The organism is Akkermansia sp. UNK.MGS-1, assembly GCF_000980515.1.
GTDB lineage: Bacteria > Verrucomicrobiota > Verrucomicrobiia > Verrucomicrobiales > Akkermansiaceae > Akkermansia > Akkermansia muciniphila.
In genome coordinates, this window is sequence record NZ_LBCB01000040.1 from 1 (window position 1) to 16,255 (window position 16,255).

The window sequence follows — 16,255 nt, forward strand, 5'->3', positions numbered from 1 at the left end:
AGTCATTCCCTTCAAATCTTCTTATCGCAACCCCTTCCGGGGGGTTCTCCGGGTGGCCGGCTCCAGCCGCCTCCAGCGCTCTTCCGAGCCCTTCAGCCGCCGGGCTTTTCATCCCGTCGCCGTGTTGGCGTGCCGAGAAATCTACCATACCACACCTTTTTGTCAATTTTTTTCGAGATGTTTTTTGCGATTTGTTGAGATCAAAATCAAAAAAATATCTGATTATCAACGTATTACATTTTTATTTTTTTCTAATAAAAAAGCCTCTTTCAGCACGAAAGAGGCCTAAACGTTTCAGAAGTCCTAAGTTTCTCTCTACTTTTTGCCTCCTCCACTCTTTTTCTTCATGACTGCGTATTGATGAACCAGAGGCAGTTCCCGGAGGGCGTTTGCAGCATCCTTCCTTGCCTGGTCATAATCTTTTTTCTCCATTGCCATATTCATCATCACTTCATAGCAGGCGGCATTGTATCCGCCATCATCCCTCGTATTAGAATCCCTCATAATCTGGAGAGCGCGCCGAGCCGCCTTATAGCTGTATTTACGCATTTCCTCCGAGCCGTTAAGGATTTTCAGGATATAGGAAGCAAGCGAATCTTCCCGGGGGAAACACTCCAAGACGTGGTCAAAGATATCAACCATTTTCCGATAATTTTTCTCCTTCCAAGCCTTTTCCGCCCGCACTTCCGCCACAGTAGACGCAAACCATCCGTTATCGGAAAACTGCCCTGCATTTTCCTCAATCAACTTCTGGTATTCATCAAATTTCTTTTCCCGCCTCAATTCAAAGGATTTTTTTATGACAGCATACATGGCCTGCTGGCGGGCCTTCCGTTTCGCATCTTCTTCCGCAAACCTGTTTTTGTCAAAAGAGTCCAATCTGGCAGTTTCCGCCACCCATTCGGGCATCTTCTTAATTTCTCCAGCCCACAGCAATGTTCCGTCACGAACGACGACCGCGGCGGGAAATGAGTCAAGTTTGAGCAAATCACAAAATTCAATGACCGAACGATCCGATGGAATACCGACAGGATAAGGAGTCCATCCTTCCGGCCCGGATAAATAGTCCCGCATCTGTTTTTCCGCCGACGGATTGAGTCCCAATACCACGGCTTTTACTCCCGGATGGTCTAAAAGCCCGTGTTTTTTAAGAACGGCATCAAGAGCTCTTCCAGGAGCTGTTTCTCCAAGTATATTATTGTGGCCTCTCCAGAAGCTGATGAATACGGTTTTGCCGACAGGAAGTCCTGTTAGACCGGGATGATTGAACCATTTTAATTTGCTGAACAGGGGAGTGTACTGTTTGTCTTCCTGCACTACTCCCATTTCCTGCATCTTCCTCGGAGGTTCCGGTTTTATTTCAGCAACCGCCTGATTTACAAGATTCTGAAAGGATTTCTTATTGCCTGAAAGCTGCTGCAACTTCGTCCAGGCTTTGCTGATGGACGTTAAGGAAAGCGCCTTTTCCATATCCTGCAACGCTTCTTCCATATTTCCCTGCCGTTCCCTAAGTTCCGCCATCAGTTTCCATGGCAAGGAAGCTTCCTTGTTATTCCTTCTGGAGATTTCAATACAACGGTTCAGACATCTTTCCACCAGGGCGGCATCCATTTTTCCGGCAGGCACGGATTTTCCATTTAGAAGCGTTCCCGCCACATCAATCTGTACACGGTAATTGTCCGGATACTCTTTGCACAGGTCATCCAGTACGGCCTGTGCTTCCTGGAATTTTTCCAATTCCGCCAAGACTCTGAATGGAACCATTTTCAGTTGAATGATCTGATCCTGCTGAAACTGTCCCGAATCCTGAATTTGCCTTAAAAAGGCCTGCGCTTCCCCCTTTCCTCCCTTCCGGGCAAGCTCTCCCGTTCTCTCAGAAACCTGGCGGTAGAGCTTCCATGCACGGGCGTTTGCGCCGGGATTATCCCCCGGAAGAGATGCTGCAGAAAAATCAGGCTTCAACATGGCCCGCATCATTTCTTCAGAAAGTTTTCCAGGATGCCCTCTCCAAATAAGCTTGCCGTTTTTAACGGCAAAAGCATGGGGGATGCCGTTAACCCCCATTGGAGACAGCCATTTATCCCTGGTTTTTTTCCCATCCACATCCACGGCCATGGCATAAGTAAGGGGCGATGGACGGTTTCTTAAAAATTCTTTCAGAGATTCCGGAGATTTCCTGTCCATGACGTTAACTCCGATAACCTGCATATGAGGATTATTCTTAAATGCCTGATGCAATTGTTCCATATGGGGCATAGCAGCCAGGCACGGGCCACACCAGGTAGCCCAAAATTCAAAAATGTACACTTTGTCCTTTTCCCATTCCTTTACCGGAGTTCCCTGTATCCATACATCCGGCAAACCATCCAGAGCAAGTGATGGAAGGGCATCCTCCGAAGCAACCGTTTTGTTTTCCTTTTTCTCAGAAGAAGCTGCGTGCAATGGCATTCCGGCAGACACCGCAAAGATCATGGAACACCCTAAAACCAACAGAGAGGAATTTAACATGGTAACACGGTACTATCGTAACCTTCTGTGTCAAGCCAATAGAAAAAGGAAAGGAAAGATAGAAAAGCCGTTATCGTGTTCTTTTCACCAGAACGAAATACAAAATATTCCCAAAAATAAAAAATATTAATCATGAAGTTTTTCATATGGAATAAGAAAACAAACACGCTCAGCATCCACACTTTTTTGAGTTTCATTGGATTTAGGAAAAATGATTTACCTTTTTGGATATACAAAGACAATATTATTTTCTAAAATAGAAAATATGCCAGAAATGGCTTGCCAGATTTTTCTGAATGCGAAAAATGCGCTCATGGATGAAATGAAGTCCAGTATCAGAAAGTTTCTCGCTCTTACGAAAATGACCCGGGACGAATTTGCCGACCTTTGCGGCGTCAGCAAAAGTCAGGTCGATAAATGGCTTTCCACTGTTCCAATTCCCCGTGCCAGACAACGCCTTATCATCAGAATCATGAAGGAAGAGTACGCCAAACAGGCACGCCTGGCTCAAACAAAAAATCCGAACAGCATCCACGTTCCCGTTACTCCTCAAAAGTATGAAAAGTTCAGGAATGAAGCTGAACGCCATGGCCTGACCGTTCCGGAATGGGCGAGTGAAGCACTGGATGCTCTTTCCAGCATCAAAAGCAGAAGCTGAAAAGAGGATGCGATATTCCGGATCGATTCCAGAGAAAGAGAAAATAGTGTTGTTATCGCCTCTTCCCTATCTTTTCTTTCATTACAAATCTGCACAAATTCATGTCTGACGACGATATACGCATTTTGGTGAAGGAGTGGCTACAAAGCCAAAACCGCAAGTCCTATCAATTGGCGGAGGAGATAGGCATCCGGCCGCAAACTTTTTACGCACAGATGAGCGTTCGTAAAATATCGGCCAATACCAAAAAAGCGCTTTCCCGCATCATTCCAGGCCTGGTTTCCGATTCAGATCTGAATCCACCTTCCAATACGGAAGAATGTGACCCGAAAAAACTCAGAATCAAGGAATGGCTCCGGGCTCACGGCAAAACACGCCGATGGCTTGCGGAACAATGCCGCGTTTCCGTCCGCACCGTACATACCTGGTTTACTGCACGCGGTAACATTCCTGTCACCCAATATCTCTTTATCGATAAGCTGATGAGTGAAGGCGAGTCGTGGAAAGTTCAGCTTCCCAATACCATTCCCGTGAATTTTCCTGAAACGGAAATGGAAATTGTTCACAAATTCCAGAAACTACATCCGGACATAGATCTTCCCATGTACGGCATGCATAAAATCCTGGAGTTATGCGTTAATGTACTCACTCAGGATGAATATTCAAAGACGTCTCCATACTCCCGTATTACCAATACCGGAGAGATTCGCCACCGCCGGATAAAATAAGAATTATTCAAAAGTTCAAATTTTCTTTTCCACGGGAGCATTTCTGAAAATGCACTGTTTGCATACCCATGCCGGTATTTTTCTAAAACATCGCAGGTTCTCCGCCAGCCTGGCCTTCCGGGCCATTCTTCTTAATCTTTCACGGAACCCTTTCATTTTTTTGTTCCTTTTATCACGACGGCCACAGACTATCCTATCTCTCAACACAGAGAAAAAATCTTCAGCCACATTACATCATCCCTCCAGTTTCAAAAATCAATCACTATTGATTGGAAAAACAGTCCGAACCATGCGTAATAGTGCTTCTATGCAGCCTGTTCACCAGAGTTAACCATACTTACCTTGCCTCTCCATTTTTAAGAAAGCCGGCTTTTGGTGAAAAAGCTCTTATCACATGAAAAACCCCGTATTCTTAAAAAGAATACGGGGTTAAAAAATGGCACGTCCAACTGGATTCGAACCAGTGACCCACTGCTTAGAAGGCAGTTGCTCTATCCAACTGAGCTATGGACGCATGATGCGGCAAAAGAGTAACAGAGTTCATCTCAACTTGGCAAGCCCGGATCTTTGAAAAGCGCGCTTTAAGCGCCGGAGCAGCGGTCATGCGTAAAAGGTATGTCCACCAGGGTCGCTCCAAACTTCCGCACCAGAGGCTCCTGACAGGAAAACATGCGTTCCCGTTCCTCCGGTTCCGTATCTATATATCCGTGCAGATGCAGAAGACCATGCACCATGTACCGGAAAAGTTCTCTGAAAACAGGTTCTCCGAATTCCGAAGCCTGCCGGATAGCGGTATCAAAGCTGACGATGATCTCTCCTATTCCGTCTCCATGCGGAAAAGTAATGACATCCGTCGCCGTCGGATCATTCAAAAAACGGGCATGCACATCCCGGATGACGTCATCGGAAACCACGCTGATTTCTACTTCATCCAATCCGGAAAGTACGGGGACAGGACCTTCAGGCAACGCCAACACGGACGGAAGACAACTCTCCAAGGCTCCAATCAGGGCATCCGTAACGGATGAACTGAGCCTCCCCTCCCCCAAATGATTGTAGAGTTCAAGATTCGGTTTCATTTTCCTCCGCATCCGCTCCGTTCTTCATCTCCGTTTCCGTGGATTTTCCCTCTTGAAGGGTTCCGGCATCGGGCAACTCCATGATTTCAGGAACGGCTTTGCCTTCACCTTCCTTTTTCACCGCTTTCTCTTCTTTTTCCCTGACGGACACATCAGAGAAAGCATTTTTTTCAATTTTTGCCTCCGGATTGTGGGAAGGATAGGCAATGCGGTTGTGGTGGATGCTTTTCAGCGTCTTAATGAAACTGTTGCGAATCTTTTTGAGATCTCCGAAGGTAAGGCCGCAATCGTCCAAATGGCCGTCCACCACCCGTTGCTTCAAAAGTTCATCCACCCTTTTCTGCATTTCCTCACAGGAAATTTTACCCATGGAGCGCGTGGCGCTTTCCACGATGTCCGCCAGGCTGACGATTCCCGTTTCCTTGCTCTGCGGGTTGGGCCCCTTGTAACGGAAGTTGGATTCCACCACCTCCGGGACGTCATCCGGAGACGCCAGGCCGCTTTCCACGCGGCTCAGAATCTCATCACGGTATTGAAGGGCTTTCCGGTAAAAGAAGTAAGCCAGTGACGTGCCGTGATGCTGCTCTATAACGTCCACCAAAGGACGCGGAAGGTTGTTCTCCCTGGCCAATGCCACCCCGTCCTGAACGTGGTCGATGATGATACGGGCGCTCATGCTGGGCGTCAGCTCATCATGGGGATTGGGGCCGTCCATGATATTTTCAATGAAATAAAGGGGGTTTTGCATCTTGCCAATGTCATGGTAGTAGGCCTCCACCCGGCATTCAATGGGATTGGCCCCAATGGCTTCCGCCGCAGCTTCCGCCAGCTGGGCAACCATCAGGCAATGGTGAAAGGTTCCCGGAGCTTCCATTTGCAGCCTTTTCATGAGAGGGCGGTTCATATCCGCCATTTCCAGCCAGGAAATGGGCGTAATGATTTTAAAAGCTCCTTCTATGATAGGCAGGACACCGCTGATCAGCACGCTGGTCAGCATGCTTACGCCAAAAGCCACGGCCAGGCAAACCAGAACTCCAGTAAGGTTGTAGTCCCATGCCTGGAGATTGATGACACCCATGATGCAACACAGCACCATGACAAGCAGCCCCACAAAGAAGCCCGCTCGCAGCAACTGAGCACGATTCCGCAGGTTATGGGTAAGCAACACGGTAAGCATGCCGGAGAGAGAGCTCAGAATCCAGAACTGGACCTGCTTTTCCGGAGCATATTGCTCCGGCAGAATGAAAAATCCGCCAAGCATGCAGATGGAAATAGTGGCAAACATGCCCAGAAGAGGTCCCAGCAGCACCGTGACAACCAACGGAGCCATCATATAGGGAAGGTACAAAAGTTCATTGCCTATGTCGGAAGTAATGTCAGCCGTTACATGCCGGATGAGACCAAAAAACAGGAGCTGGACCAGAACCGCCCCCCACGTGACGACAAAGGTTTTGTTTTTCCTGCGCAGGGAACCGGCGCATAACCAGTACATAGGCATCAGCGCCAGCGTCACGGAAAAAAGCAGAAAAGCTTCCGACACATGATGCCATATGGATTTTCCCCAGTGGGGACTGTAACTGCCCATCCATTGAAGCACGATGAAAACCAGCACGCACAACCCGACGGATACCGCCAGGCTGGAATCCAAACGGTCACCGGCTGAACGGGACACGGAGGCAGCCCCTTCCGGGGAGGCACTTTCTTTTGCCGCTGCGGCGGCATGCTTTTTCAGAAAATGAAACATGATAATTATTTGGGGTACACTTCGGCAACCTCCGGAATAGTGCCCAGCCGGGCCATCTCCTCTTCTATTAGGGGGTTGACGCCCTGCTGCACCATTTCCATGGAAACTCTCAGGGCATTGCGAATGGCTACAGGGGTAGAACTGCCATGCGCAATGATGGTCACGCCCCTGACGCCCAGAAGAGGGCTTCCCCCTACGGAGTCCGCAGAAAGGCGCGCTTTCATGGCACGGAATGCTCCGGAGGCGCAGGCAGCTCCAACCATACGGAACGGGTTTGCCTTAAGTTCCTCTTTCAGCCATTTGCTGAAAGCCTTGGCGGTAGCCTCGCATGTTTTCAACAGGACGTTTCCGGTAAAACCGTCTGTCAGAGCCACATCTATTTCATGTTCAAAAAGATCGTGGCCTTCCACATTTCCTACGAATTTAAAAGGGAGCGCACCGCGCTCCTCCAAATGCTTCAACAGACAAAAAGTTCCCTTGGTAAAATCTGTTCCCTTTTCATCTTCAGAGCCATTGCTCATAACTCCCACCTTAGGCATTTGTTTGCCGTAAACAGAACGCGCCAGAATGCTGGCCATAACGGCATACCCTACCAAATGCCGGGGCTTGGCATCCGGGTTGGCTCCGGTATCAGTCACATTGCAGACTCCGAATTCATTCGGAAGCTGGGTCACAATGCCCGCACGTTCCACACCATCCAGCAACCTCAGTTTGACGGTGGCAGCCGCTACAGCCGCCCCCGTATTGCCCGCGCTGACCACGGCATCCGCATCTCCGGACTTGACCAGATCCACGGAAATGGACATGGATGAATTTTTTTTCTTTCTCACCGCCAGCAATCCGGATTCATTCATTTCCACAACTTCCGCAGCCGGAACGATCTCCACGCGCGGGCCGGAAAGCCCCCAGCGGTCACAAGAGCTGCGCACCGTTTCTTCCCTTCCCACAAGATAAATTTTTTCAATGAGAGGAAAATCCTGCAGGGCCCGCTTCGCCCCGTCCACGTTAATATCGGGCGCGTTGTCGCCGCCCATCACATCCAGTGCAATCTTCATATTATTTGTTGAAGAAATGTGTTAGCAGAAAAAACAGTCCGCTTCAAGCAAGTTCAGCCGCTTTGCGAAGCAAAAGCGGCTGGAAAGTCTATATGATAGCGCCGCAATACGGCGATAATTTTCAAGGCAAATGCGGCGCCCGCGGAACTTACGCTTCCGCTTTCACCACAATTTCCTTGCCGGAACGGGTCGTGTACGTACCGCAATTGGGGCAGGCGGTATGGCCGGGGGTGCTGCTGCCGCAATTCTGGCACTTGCGGAGCTTCGGCGCGCGCCATGCCTGAGCGGCAAGGCGGGTACGCTGCTTCATCTTGGACGTTCTGCGCTTAGGTGCTGCCATAACTTTAGTTGGTAAAAAGGTGATTAATGATGATCTCCCAGTTCATTGAGGGCGTCCCACACGCCGCTATTCCTGATCGGGGCAGAACTGTTTACACCCGTTCCCCCCTCTTTGTCCACTCCAAAATACGGAGTTTTCGCCATACAGTCGTTTTCCATGCCTCCGTCAGCACACTTCGGGTATGCCGGAAAATCCAGAACTATTTCTTCCCTCAAGGAATCTGAAACATCCACAACATTCTGTGAATCAATCTGGAAAGAAGTCGCGAAATCACAAACTTCCACCACGTAGTCAAAGTAGCCCAGGCAACGCACACAGCGGAATTTAAAGGGGGCGGAAATATTGCCTCTTACAAACAATTCATTTTCAAATCTCTGCACATGCAGATCAAAAGCAAGAGGCCCAATGGAAGTAACCTCTTCATCATCAATGCCGAAAATTTCAGAATCCAGTTCACCGCTGTATTTTTTCCCTGCCTCCGGCAAGTTCTCCAGTTCTACCAGCAATCTTTTCATGAGTATATCTTACAGGCATACTTAATGCCTGACAAGCAGGCAGGGCGGCACCATTCATGGAAAATGACACATCCGTCCCTCTTTCAGGCAATGCCCGAATTCGCTCCGGCCTAACCGGGAGGCCATTCCAGCTTGCGGCCTGCCAACAGATGCATGTGCAAATGGGGGACAGCTTCCCCGGCGTCATGCCCATTGTTGATGACCAGGCGAAAGCCACCTTCATCCAGATGAAGAGTCCGGGCAATCCGCCCGACTGCCAGCATCATGTGTCCCAGAAGGGCGGCATCTTCCTCCCCGGCCTCGGAAAGGCGGGGAATGGGCTTGCGCGGAACAAGCAGCAAATGTTCCGGTGCTTGTGGACTAATGTCCCGGAAGCAAACACACAGGTCATCCTGATATACGATGTCCGCGGGGATTTCCCCTGAACAGATTTTTTCAAATAACGTAGCGGCCATAAAATCAAAAAGGAATCTGCAATGACTTTAACATGTTTTGCAAACCGTGGGCAAGTTATTCCCTGACGGCTGAAGCGCGTCGCAGGCGATCCATAATAGCGCGGCCCAGGCCGGATTCCGGAACGGATTCCGCCACAATGACGTCAATAGCTTCATTTTCATCCATCTGTCTCATCAGGGCAAACAGGCGCACGGCAGCTTCTGCCAGCCGCCCGCTGCCGGGACTCATGGCTACCACTTCCGCCCAATCCCCTTCCCGGGCAAGAGCGGACGTTCCTTCATAGGAAAGCAAGCCGTACCTCACCCCCTCCACCGGGGCAAAATTTTCCCCCGGTTCCAGCAGCAGCATAGGTTTGCGCGGGGCGTAATGGCTGGTGAGCTGCCCCGGCGCATCCGCCGGAGATTCTTCCGAAACAGGACGGCAGGAAGGCTTGCGGCGCACCACCTTAACCAAGTTGCGAAATTGTTCCCGGGTCACCGGCCCCTCACGCAGCAATTCCAGAGAGGGCTTGCCCTTCTCGTCAAGCACAGGACGCACAATCGTGCTTTCCAGCCCCTCGGAACAGGCTCCGGCATCCAGAATCATTTCAATACTGCCCCCCAATTCCTTTTGCACGGCAGAGGCGGAAGTAGGGCTGATATGGCCGAAGCGATTGGCGCTGGGCGCAGCTATAGGACGCCCCAGCGCTTTCGCCACCCCCCGCATGGCAGGATGAGCGCTTACGCGAACGGCCACCGTAGGAAGGCCGCTGGTTACAATATCCGGAATGATATCCGCCTTTGGCAACACCAGGGTCAGCGGCCCCGGCCAGAATCTGGAGGCAAGCGTATGCACCAGATCTTTCAGCCCCTCCGGAACGGCGGTATATTTTTCCACCTCACACCCATGATGCACATGAATAATCAGCGGATCAAAAGAAGGCCTTCCCTTGGCTTCAAAAATCCTTGCTACCGCTTCCGGGTTCAAGGCATCTGCCCCCAGGCCGTATACAGTCTCCGTGGGAATCCCTACCAGCGCTCCCGCACCCAGAGCTTCCGCCGCACGGGCATACAGTTTGCGGTTGTCTGACAGGGGATCTACCTCGAACAATTCGGTTTGCATGGCTTTATCCTTGCCTGAAGAAGCTCCTGCGTCAAGCAAGACCTCCTTCCCCTGAAAGGAGAAAACAGACAAATGAATAAGAGCACGTCCTACGGCCTCATACTTCCCTTCTCTTTTTCCAACTGCCTTTACTTCACTCCACCCTTACGGACTTCCCCGAGTGAAAGCTGGCGCAGGAAAAGGCCATTCCGCTAAAAAGTTGTTTTCTCACGCTACCGGATTGAGTACAATCAAGCCATGAATAGGGCCGCATCAACATCCTTGCCAAACATCATCCTGATCGGGCTGATGGGATGCGGCAAAACTACCATCGGAAAGGAACTGCACCGGGAAACGAACCTTGGTTTTATGGATACGGACCAGTTAATTGAACGCCAGACGGGAATGCACATTCCGCAGATTTTCAAAATTCATGGGGAATCACATTTTCGAGACCTGGAAACCGGAATCCTGCAACAGCTTCAGATGGCCGCCGCACAAAGCCGCATTATTTCCACAGGAGGAGGCATCATTATCAGACCGGAAAACCGGCTGCTACTGAAAAAACTGGGCTTCGTCGTCTGGCTCCATACAGACGTAAACATCCTGTACCAGCGTATTTCCAGATGCACCAACCGCCCCCTGCTCCAACAACCCAATCCCAAGGCCGTGCTGGAACATCTCATGAATGAACGGCATGATTTTTACCAGGAAACGGCGCACTTGACCATTGATACGGCCAATCTCCACATCCATGAAATCGCATTCGGCATTCTGGAATCCGCCAGAGTATTCCGGTCCCGACGGCAATAATGCCGACCCGTTTTTCCGTGAGCGGGAAATTTTCTCTTTCTGATTCATCCTAACGCAAGCGCTTCCGGGGAAGCCCTTTTTCCCGCTCCACGCACAAGAAACAACAAAAGGCGATCCCCATTAAAGGAACGCCTTCAGGAAAATAATAATGCACCGGAAAAGGCTTAAGCCTTACGGGCCTTACGGATCATTGAATTCACCGTTTCAGAGGGCTGTGCTCCGTTGGCAAGCCATTTGTCAACCTTTTCCAGATTGATGGTATAGTTGACGCCTTCCTTCATGGGGTCATAGGAGCCCACTTGCTCAATGTAACGGCCGTCACGACGCGCGCGGCTGTCGACAACGACGATTTTGTAGTAAGGACGGTCCTTGGAACCCTGACGGTTGAGTCTGATTGCTACTGCCATATCAATTATAAATAAAAGGTGTTAATGGAAAACTTGCGCGCCTTGCCACTCACATGCGTGCGCGTTCGGCTTTCCACAGCGGGTGCAGATGTATGCGATATAATGGAGTCATTGTCAATACCAGAGTTATTTTTACAGGAAAAAAGCCTCTCCTCCATTTCTGCATCAGGAAAAATTTTCCACCGCCATGCGGCCAAAAGAATACAGCATGCTGAATCCGAACCCCGCCAGCACAAGGGACAATATTCCATCCAGTATTCCGGCATACCGTCCGTAAAAGGAACGAATGGGCTGCCAGCGGAAAACAAGAGCCCACAAAATCCAGCCCGCCGTTCCCGTCGCCACGATTAAAAAACCGATAAAAAGAGCATAGGAAGGATCATGATTTTTTTCCAACAGCGGAGCGGAAAGAGCCACAAAGAAAAACGTGGCCTTGGGATTCATCAGGTTAGTCACCAGAGCATCACGGTAAATACAGGAAGCCGGGGAAATATCCCCGCACCCGGCAAGGAAAGCATTCCTCCCCCTCGGCCATATTTTCTATGCCAAATACAGCATCCAGCAGGAAGCGGCGCAAAACAGCCCCACCCCCAGGAAACTGTGAAAAACGGATGCTCCTACTGTACAAGCCAGTGCAGCATGGGCAACTATTCCGGTACCAATGCCCAAAGCAGCCATCACTCCCGCGCCAAAGCCGTAAGCCAGCGTGCTCCGGGTAACAAAAGCCTGGTCGGGCCCCGGAGATGCCTAGGAAAGAAGCAGAATACCTGCGAACATAAGTTCTTCCTTCATGAAACAAAAAAATCCTTATGCCCTGGGATGCGCCTGTCTGTAAACTTCCGCCATTCTGGCACGCGTCACATGCGTGTAAATCTGGGTAGTGGATAAGGAAGCATGGCCCAGCAGTTCCTGGACGGAACGGAGATCCGCCCCAGCCTCCAGAATGTGCGTGGCGAATGTATGCCTGATCTTATGGGGAGAAATGGTAAAAGGAATGGAAGACAGCTTCACATATTTGTTCAGCATCATCTGCACGGAGCGAGCGCTTAACCGGGTTCCTATACGGGAGACAAACAAGGGGGAATTCTTCGGCAGACAGGCCATGGAAACATAAGTTTCCAGAGCAGCCAGAGCAGGAGTTCCCACAGGCAGGATGCGCTCCTTGCGCCCCTTCCCCATTACCTTCACGCCCCGGAAACGGTGGTCCACACTGCCGACATCCAGCCCTACTAATTCACTCAGGCGCATCCCGCAGGAATAAAAAAGTTCCAATATGGCGGCATCACGGTAGGGAAGCCATGCGGGAGCATTGGCGGGAACGGCCGTCTTGTAGGGAAGCTCCAACAATTCCAACATCTGGTTGAGTGTCAGGAAAACGGGAAGCGTTTTTTTCCTTCTGGGAAGGGAAACGCCCGTCATCGGATTCGTCTCCAGCCCGTGCCTCCGCATCATGAAACGGTAAAAACTGCGCAGGGCGGCAAACCTCAGCCGGATGGAAGACGTGGCGGCTTCATCCTTCAGCTCCTGGAAAAGCCAGTCCCTCATCTGGTCCGGCGTACAATTCTCCCACCCTGGGAATGAATCAGCCGCCCAGGCCCTGAACTGGCGCAAGGCGCGGGCGTACACCTCCACCGTATGAGGAGAAGCCTGCTTTTCCACCTCCAGATATTGAAGAAAGTCCTGTTCCGGTTCCAGAGGAATCCCCATCATGAAGAATAAATTACTCCGTACCTTTATCCTTGTCATCCCCGGCATCCACCGGCGACTCCTTCAGCAGCACTTCACTAATATTGGCCCGGATGAACAAATCAATATCGTCCGGTTCTTCCATGGCATACAAAGGGCTGTCTTTATGGCTGTCCGCCAGAGCCTGCTCTCTCTCCACCGGGCTGAGCACACCGTCCTGGTCCAAATCGTAAAGCTCCATCATTTCCTTCATTTTGGCCTGGTACAGAGCCGCGGCATCTTTCATGACAACGGCATGTTCCTCCGGATCAATGCGGCCGTTCCCGTTGGCATCATAATTCTGCAGCAACATGTTACGAGTCAGCAGAAACAATCCAGGAGCAACCATGAAGCGCTTCCGTCCCACCGTGCGAATTTCCACCATGGGCATTTCCACCCCCTCTGCCGGAGGGGGCGGCGGAGGAATTTCCTTCCTCTCGGCGGGAGGGTAAAACGGAATTCCATCTCTCTTGTCCGGCCCGGCATCCGGCCTGCGCACCCCGCGCCGTTTCTCTACATGTTCCCGGAAAGCCCTGTACTCTTCCAGGGAAAGCCTTCCGTCCCCATCCTTATCAAACTTCCTCAGGAAGGCTTTTCTGGCCTCCCTCCGCGCAGAGCGGGCATCCTCCACCAACCGGGCCTTGTCCTGTTCGGACAAAATTCCCGTACCCGTGGTGTCATAGCGGTCCAAAACCATTTGGCGGATGAGCAAAGTCACCTGAAGGCATTCCAGTCCGGGCCTGGGGGCAGTTTCCATTTTCCCGCGGTCGCCGGAAGCCACGGATTGCCCTGCCGCAAACGGGAACAGACCGAACGCCAGCGCTGCGGAACATGACAAGATAAACATGTGGGGCAATCTCATAACCACTTTTACTAACCCCGCCGGAAAAAGACGGTTTCAAAAATAAACATCCGCCCCTGCCGGCGGGCGACACGGGCGGATGCAGGAAACGTACGGAAAGCGGAAAAACTTACTTCTCCACTTGAACGATCGCGTTCTTTTCCAATTCAATCACCACGCCTTCCGCAATCTTGAGAGAAACGGTGCGCTCATTCACCTTCTCCACAAAACCGTGCAGCCCTGCGTTTGTAATCACCTTGTCCCCGCGCTGCAGGGCTGCGATGCGCGCCTGCTGCTCCTTCTGCGCCTTCCTCTGGGGACGGATCAGCATCACCCAGAACAGGACGATGATAATCACAAACATGAACATGGGGCTGGCGAGAATCTGCTGAAACATATTTGCGGGTTCCTGCCCGGCGGCGCCCGCCGCATCCTGAGCCTGTGCTAACATAAAGATATTCATAAAATGTCGTTTGCTTTATACCGCGCGATAAACGAATCCTTGAAGGAACCGAACGTGCCGGCGGCTATGGCCTCGCGCGCCTGGGCCATCAGCCGGAGATAGAATTCCAGATTCTGAAAAGAAAGCAATCTTAAAGCGAGTATTTCACCGGCTTTAAACAAATGCCGCACGTAAGCGCGGGAAAATTGCGTGACATGCGGATGTCCCTCCGGGTCAATTGGGCGGGAATCCGTCGCCCAGCGCTGATTCTTGATATGCATGGGGCCGTCCGGAGTCAGCGCCACGCCGTGGCGAGCCAGGCGGGTAGGCATTACGCAGTCAAACATATCCACGCCGCGGGCAATCATTTCCAGCAATTGGGGGGGGGTGCCCAGCCCCATGGCGTACCGGGGCTTCTCCTCCGGCAGCCAGGGAGCGGAATGATCAATGGCGCGGAGCATTTCATCCTCCGGCTCTCCCACGGAAACGCCGCCGATGGCGTACCCGTCAAAATCCATGGCGGCCAGTTCTTCCGCGCACTTCTTTCTTAAATCCGCATACACGGAACCCTGCACAATACCGAAATGGTGCTGACGCCCTTCCCCGGAACGGGGCCGATGTTCCTGCACCCACGCCTTGCAGCGGCGGGCCCAACGAAGCGTGTACCCCAGGGAGGCTTCCGCGTACTTCCTGTCGCAGGGATAAGGGGGGCACTCGTCAAACAGCATGGCGATATCACTGCCCAAGTCCGCCTGGATCTCCATGGACCGCTCCGGGCTCAGCATCATGTACGCCCCGTCCAAATGGTTCTGGAAACGCACCCCTTCTTCCGTAATTTTACGGAGCTTGGCAAGGGACCAGACCTGGAACCCGCCGGAATCCGTCAAAATAGGGCGGTTCCAGGAGGAAAATTTGTGTAATCCGCCCATTTGCCTAATTAAAGCGGAACCGGGGCGCAGGGACAAATGATAGGTATTTCCCAGAATAATCTCAGCTCCCAGCATCTCCAAATCCTGCGGATGCATGGTTTTCACGGAACCCTGCGTTCCCACCGGCATGAAAATGGGGGTGGGAACCCGTCCATGCGGCAACTCAAGCGACCCCAGGCGCGCAGCCGTGGTGGAATCTTTCTGATGAAGTATAAAAGGCATTGGAATCAGACTTTCTGCAATTTGATAAAGCGGGCGCGGTAAATCGGCTTTCCCATGGCCTCCCATTGAAGCTGGAAATCCGTACGGGGATAAAAAAATTCGTCCTCATCCCAACTGGCACGGCTAAACAGACCGCTGCGCGCCACATGGTCCAGCACCCACAGAAAATATCCTTCATGATCCGTCTTGAACAGGAACTCCCCGCCATCGGACAGGGAACGGTGAAGCACGGGAAGAAAATCCTCCTGCACCAGCCGGTTCTTATGATGCCTCTCCTTGGGCCAAGGATCCGGACATAAATAATGCAGCCGGGAAATGCAGCCGGGCTGCATCATCCATTCCAGAAAGTAACGGCTTTCCACGCGAAACACCTTCACGTTATCCAACCCGCGGACGGCCGCCCGGGAACAAACCCCCCGTACGCGGCCCAAAAGCCGTTCTATTCCCAGAAAACGGCGTTCCGGATAATGGGCCGCCATCTGGAGCAGGAACCCTCCGTCCCCACACCCCAAATCAACCTCAAACGGACCATCCGCTCCAAAAATATCAGAAGGCGCCAGCACCTTGAAAAAATCGTCTGGAATAAAGGCCGGATTTATCATGGGAATCAACGTGCGGATAAGATGCGTTACAAAACGGACTCTGTCAAACGAGAAGACCCTCTCCCCGCAAGCATGGCGGGAAGAGGCCCGAAAAAACGGAAAAAATAAGCC

The 16,255-nt window shown here is 51.5% G+C and carries 19 protein-coding genes and 1 tRNA gene; 4 read left to right on the forward strand and 16 right to left on the reverse strand.

What is annotated here, in order from left to right; genetic code table 11:
- Nucleotides 1–289: hypothetical protein (locus WW58_RS13650; protein ID WP_288143460.1), on the forward strand; the 289-nt coding region annotated here is incomplete at its 5' end.
- Nucleotides 290–315: 26 nt separating this feature from the next.
- Here the strand turns inward: WW58_RS13650 and WW58_RS11415 are convergent.
- Nucleotides 316–2,508 (reverse strand): redoxin domain-containing protein, encoded by a 2,193-nt coding sequence (locus WW58_RS11415; protein WP_046437814.1) that lies wholly within the window; start codon nucleotides 2,506–2,508, stop codon nucleotides 316–318.
- Nucleotides 2,509–2,719: 211 nt separating this feature from the next.
- On the opposite strand from WW58_RS11415, the gene WW58_RS11425 reads away from it, so the two are divergent.
- Complete coding sequence (locus tag WW58_RS11425; RefSeq protein WP_012419319.1) at nucleotides 2,720–3,166, forward strand: hypothetical protein; 447 nt, start codon at nucleotides 2,720–2,722, stop codon at nucleotides 3,164–3,166.
- A gap of 101 nt (nucleotides 3,167–3,267) precedes the next feature.
- Nucleotides 3,268–3,894 carry a helix-turn-helix domain-containing protein gene (locus WW58_RS11430; RefSeq protein WP_012419320.1) on the forward strand — a complete coding sequence of 209 codons (627 nt, stop codon included), beginning with the start codon at nucleotides 3,268–3,270 and terminating at the stop codon, nucleotides 3,892–3,894.
- Nucleotides 3,895–4,331: 437 nt separating this feature from the next.
- On the opposite strand, the gene WW58_RS11435 is transcribed toward WW58_RS11430, so the two are convergent.
- The 8 genes from WW58_RS11435 to WW58_RS11470 all read right to left on the reverse strand — a co-directional run bounded on the left by WW58_RS11435 (nucleotide 4,332) and on the right by WW58_RS11470 (nucleotide 10,184).
- Nucleotides 4,332–4,408 (reverse strand) — tRNA-Arg (locus WW58_RS11435).
- A 67-nt stretch (nucleotides 4,409–4,475) separates the two neighbouring features.
- Nucleotides 4,476–4,973, reverse strand: a complete 498-nt coding sequence (ybeY, locus tag WW58_RS11440; protein ID WP_161994078.1) for an rRNA maturation RNase YbeY — start codon at nucleotides 4,971–4,973, stop codon at nucleotides 4,476–4,478.
- Entirely contained in the window at nucleotides 4,957–6,717 is a 1,761-nt protein-coding gene (locus WW58_RS11445; RefSeq protein WP_012419322.1) for an HD family phosphohydrolase, read from the reverse strand. The genes ybeY and WW58_RS11445 overlap by 17 nt, the downstream gene beginning before the upstream one ends.
- Before the next feature lie 5 nt (nucleotides 6,718–6,722).
- Nucleotides 6,723–7,772: a phosphate acyltransferase PlsX gene (gene plsX / locus WW58_RS11450; RefSeq protein ID WP_012419323.1), complete on the reverse strand. Its 1,050-nt coding sequence runs from the start codon at nucleotides 7,770–7,772 to the stop codon at nucleotides 6,723–6,725.
- Between the two features lie 148 nt (nucleotides 7,773–7,920).
- On the reverse strand, nucleotides 7,921–8,112 hold the full coding sequence (rpmF, locus tag WW58_RS11455; RefSeq protein WP_012419324.1) for a 50S ribosomal protein L32: 192 nt from the start codon (nucleotides 8,110–8,112) through the stop codon (nucleotides 7,921–7,923).
- Between the two features lie 23 nt (nucleotides 8,113–8,135).
- The gene (locus WW58_RS11460; protein ID WP_022198325.1) at nucleotides 8,136–8,627 is read right to left on the reverse strand and encodes a YceD family protein; all 492 of its coding nucleotides are present in this window, start codon (nucleotides 8,625–8,627) and stop codon (nucleotides 8,136–8,138) included.
- Nucleotides 8,628–8,737: 110 nt separating this feature from the next.
- Complete coding sequence (locus WW58_RS11465; protein ID WP_022198326.1) at nucleotides 8,738–9,082, reverse strand: histidine triad nucleotide-binding protein; 345 nt, start codon at nucleotides 9,080–9,082, stop codon at nucleotides 8,738–8,740.
- A gap of 55 nt (nucleotides 9,083–9,137) precedes the next feature.
- Nucleotides 9,138–10,184, reverse strand: a complete 1,047-nt coding sequence (locus WW58_RS11470) for an L-threonylcarbamoyladenylate synthase (protein WP_102739202.1) — start codon at nucleotides 10,182–10,184, stop codon at nucleotides 9,138–9,140.
- A 261-nt stretch (nucleotides 10,185–10,445) separates the two neighbouring features.
- Here WW58_RS11470 and WW58_RS11475 point away from each other — a divergent pair, with 261 nt between their 5' ends.
- Complete coding sequence (locus WW58_RS11475) at nucleotides 10,446–10,976, forward strand: shikimate kinase (RefSeq protein ID WP_180974312.1); 531 nt, start codon at nucleotides 10,446–10,448, stop codon at nucleotides 10,974–10,976.
- Nucleotides 10,977–11,140: 164 nt separating this feature from the next.
- Here the strand turns inward: WW58_RS11475 and rpsP are convergent, their stop codons facing one another.
- The 7 genes from rpsP to trmB all read right to left on the reverse strand — a co-directional run bounded on the left by rpsP (nucleotide 11,141) and on the right by trmB (nucleotide 16,144).
- Entirely contained in the window at nucleotides 11,141–11,383 is a 243-nt protein-coding gene (gene rpsP, locus WW58_RS11480) for a 30S ribosomal protein S16 (protein ID WP_012419329.1), read from the reverse strand.
- 165 nt (nucleotides 11,384–11,548) lie between these two features.
- Entirely contained in the window at nucleotides 11,549–11,920 is a 372-nt protein-coding gene (locus tag WW58_RS11485) for a LysE family transporter (RefSeq protein ID WP_306670392.1), read from the reverse strand.
- A 270-nt stretch (nucleotides 11,921–12,190) separates the two neighbouring features.
- Nucleotides 12,191–13,093: a tyrosine recombinase XerC gene (locus tag WW58_RS11490; RefSeq protein ID WP_102739019.1), complete on the reverse strand. Its 903-nt coding sequence runs from the start codon at nucleotides 13,091–13,093 to the stop codon at nucleotides 12,191–12,193.
- A gap of 10 nt (nucleotides 13,094–13,103) precedes the next feature.
- Nucleotides 13,104–13,955: an EF-hand domain-containing protein gene (locus WW58_RS13655; protein WP_180975832.1), complete on the reverse strand. Its 852-nt coding sequence runs from the start codon at nucleotides 13,953–13,955 to the stop codon at nucleotides 13,104–13,106.
- A 124-nt stretch (nucleotides 13,956–14,079) separates the two neighbouring features.
- A complete protein-coding gene (gene yajC / locus WW58_RS11500; RefSeq protein WP_157738216.1) occupies nucleotides 14,080–14,400 on the reverse strand; it encodes a preprotein translocase subunit YajC in 321 nt (106 codons plus the stop codon).
- Nucleotides 14,401–14,408: 8 nt separating this feature from the next.
- The gene (gene tgt / locus WW58_RS11505; RefSeq protein ID WP_046437824.1) at nucleotides 14,409–15,542 is read right to left on the reverse strand and encodes a tRNA guanosine(34) transglycosylase Tgt; all 1,134 of its coding nucleotides are present in this window, start codon (nucleotides 15,540–15,542) and stop codon (nucleotides 14,409–14,411) included.
- Between the two features lie 5 nt (nucleotides 15,543–15,547).
- On the reverse strand, nucleotides 15,548–16,144 hold the full coding sequence (trmB, locus tag WW58_RS11510) for a tRNA (guanosine(46)-N7)-methyltransferase TrmB (protein WP_022198333.1): 597 nt from the start codon (nucleotides 16,142–16,144) through the stop codon (nucleotides 15,548–15,550).
- Nucleotides 16,145–16,255: the final 111 nt, after the last annotated feature.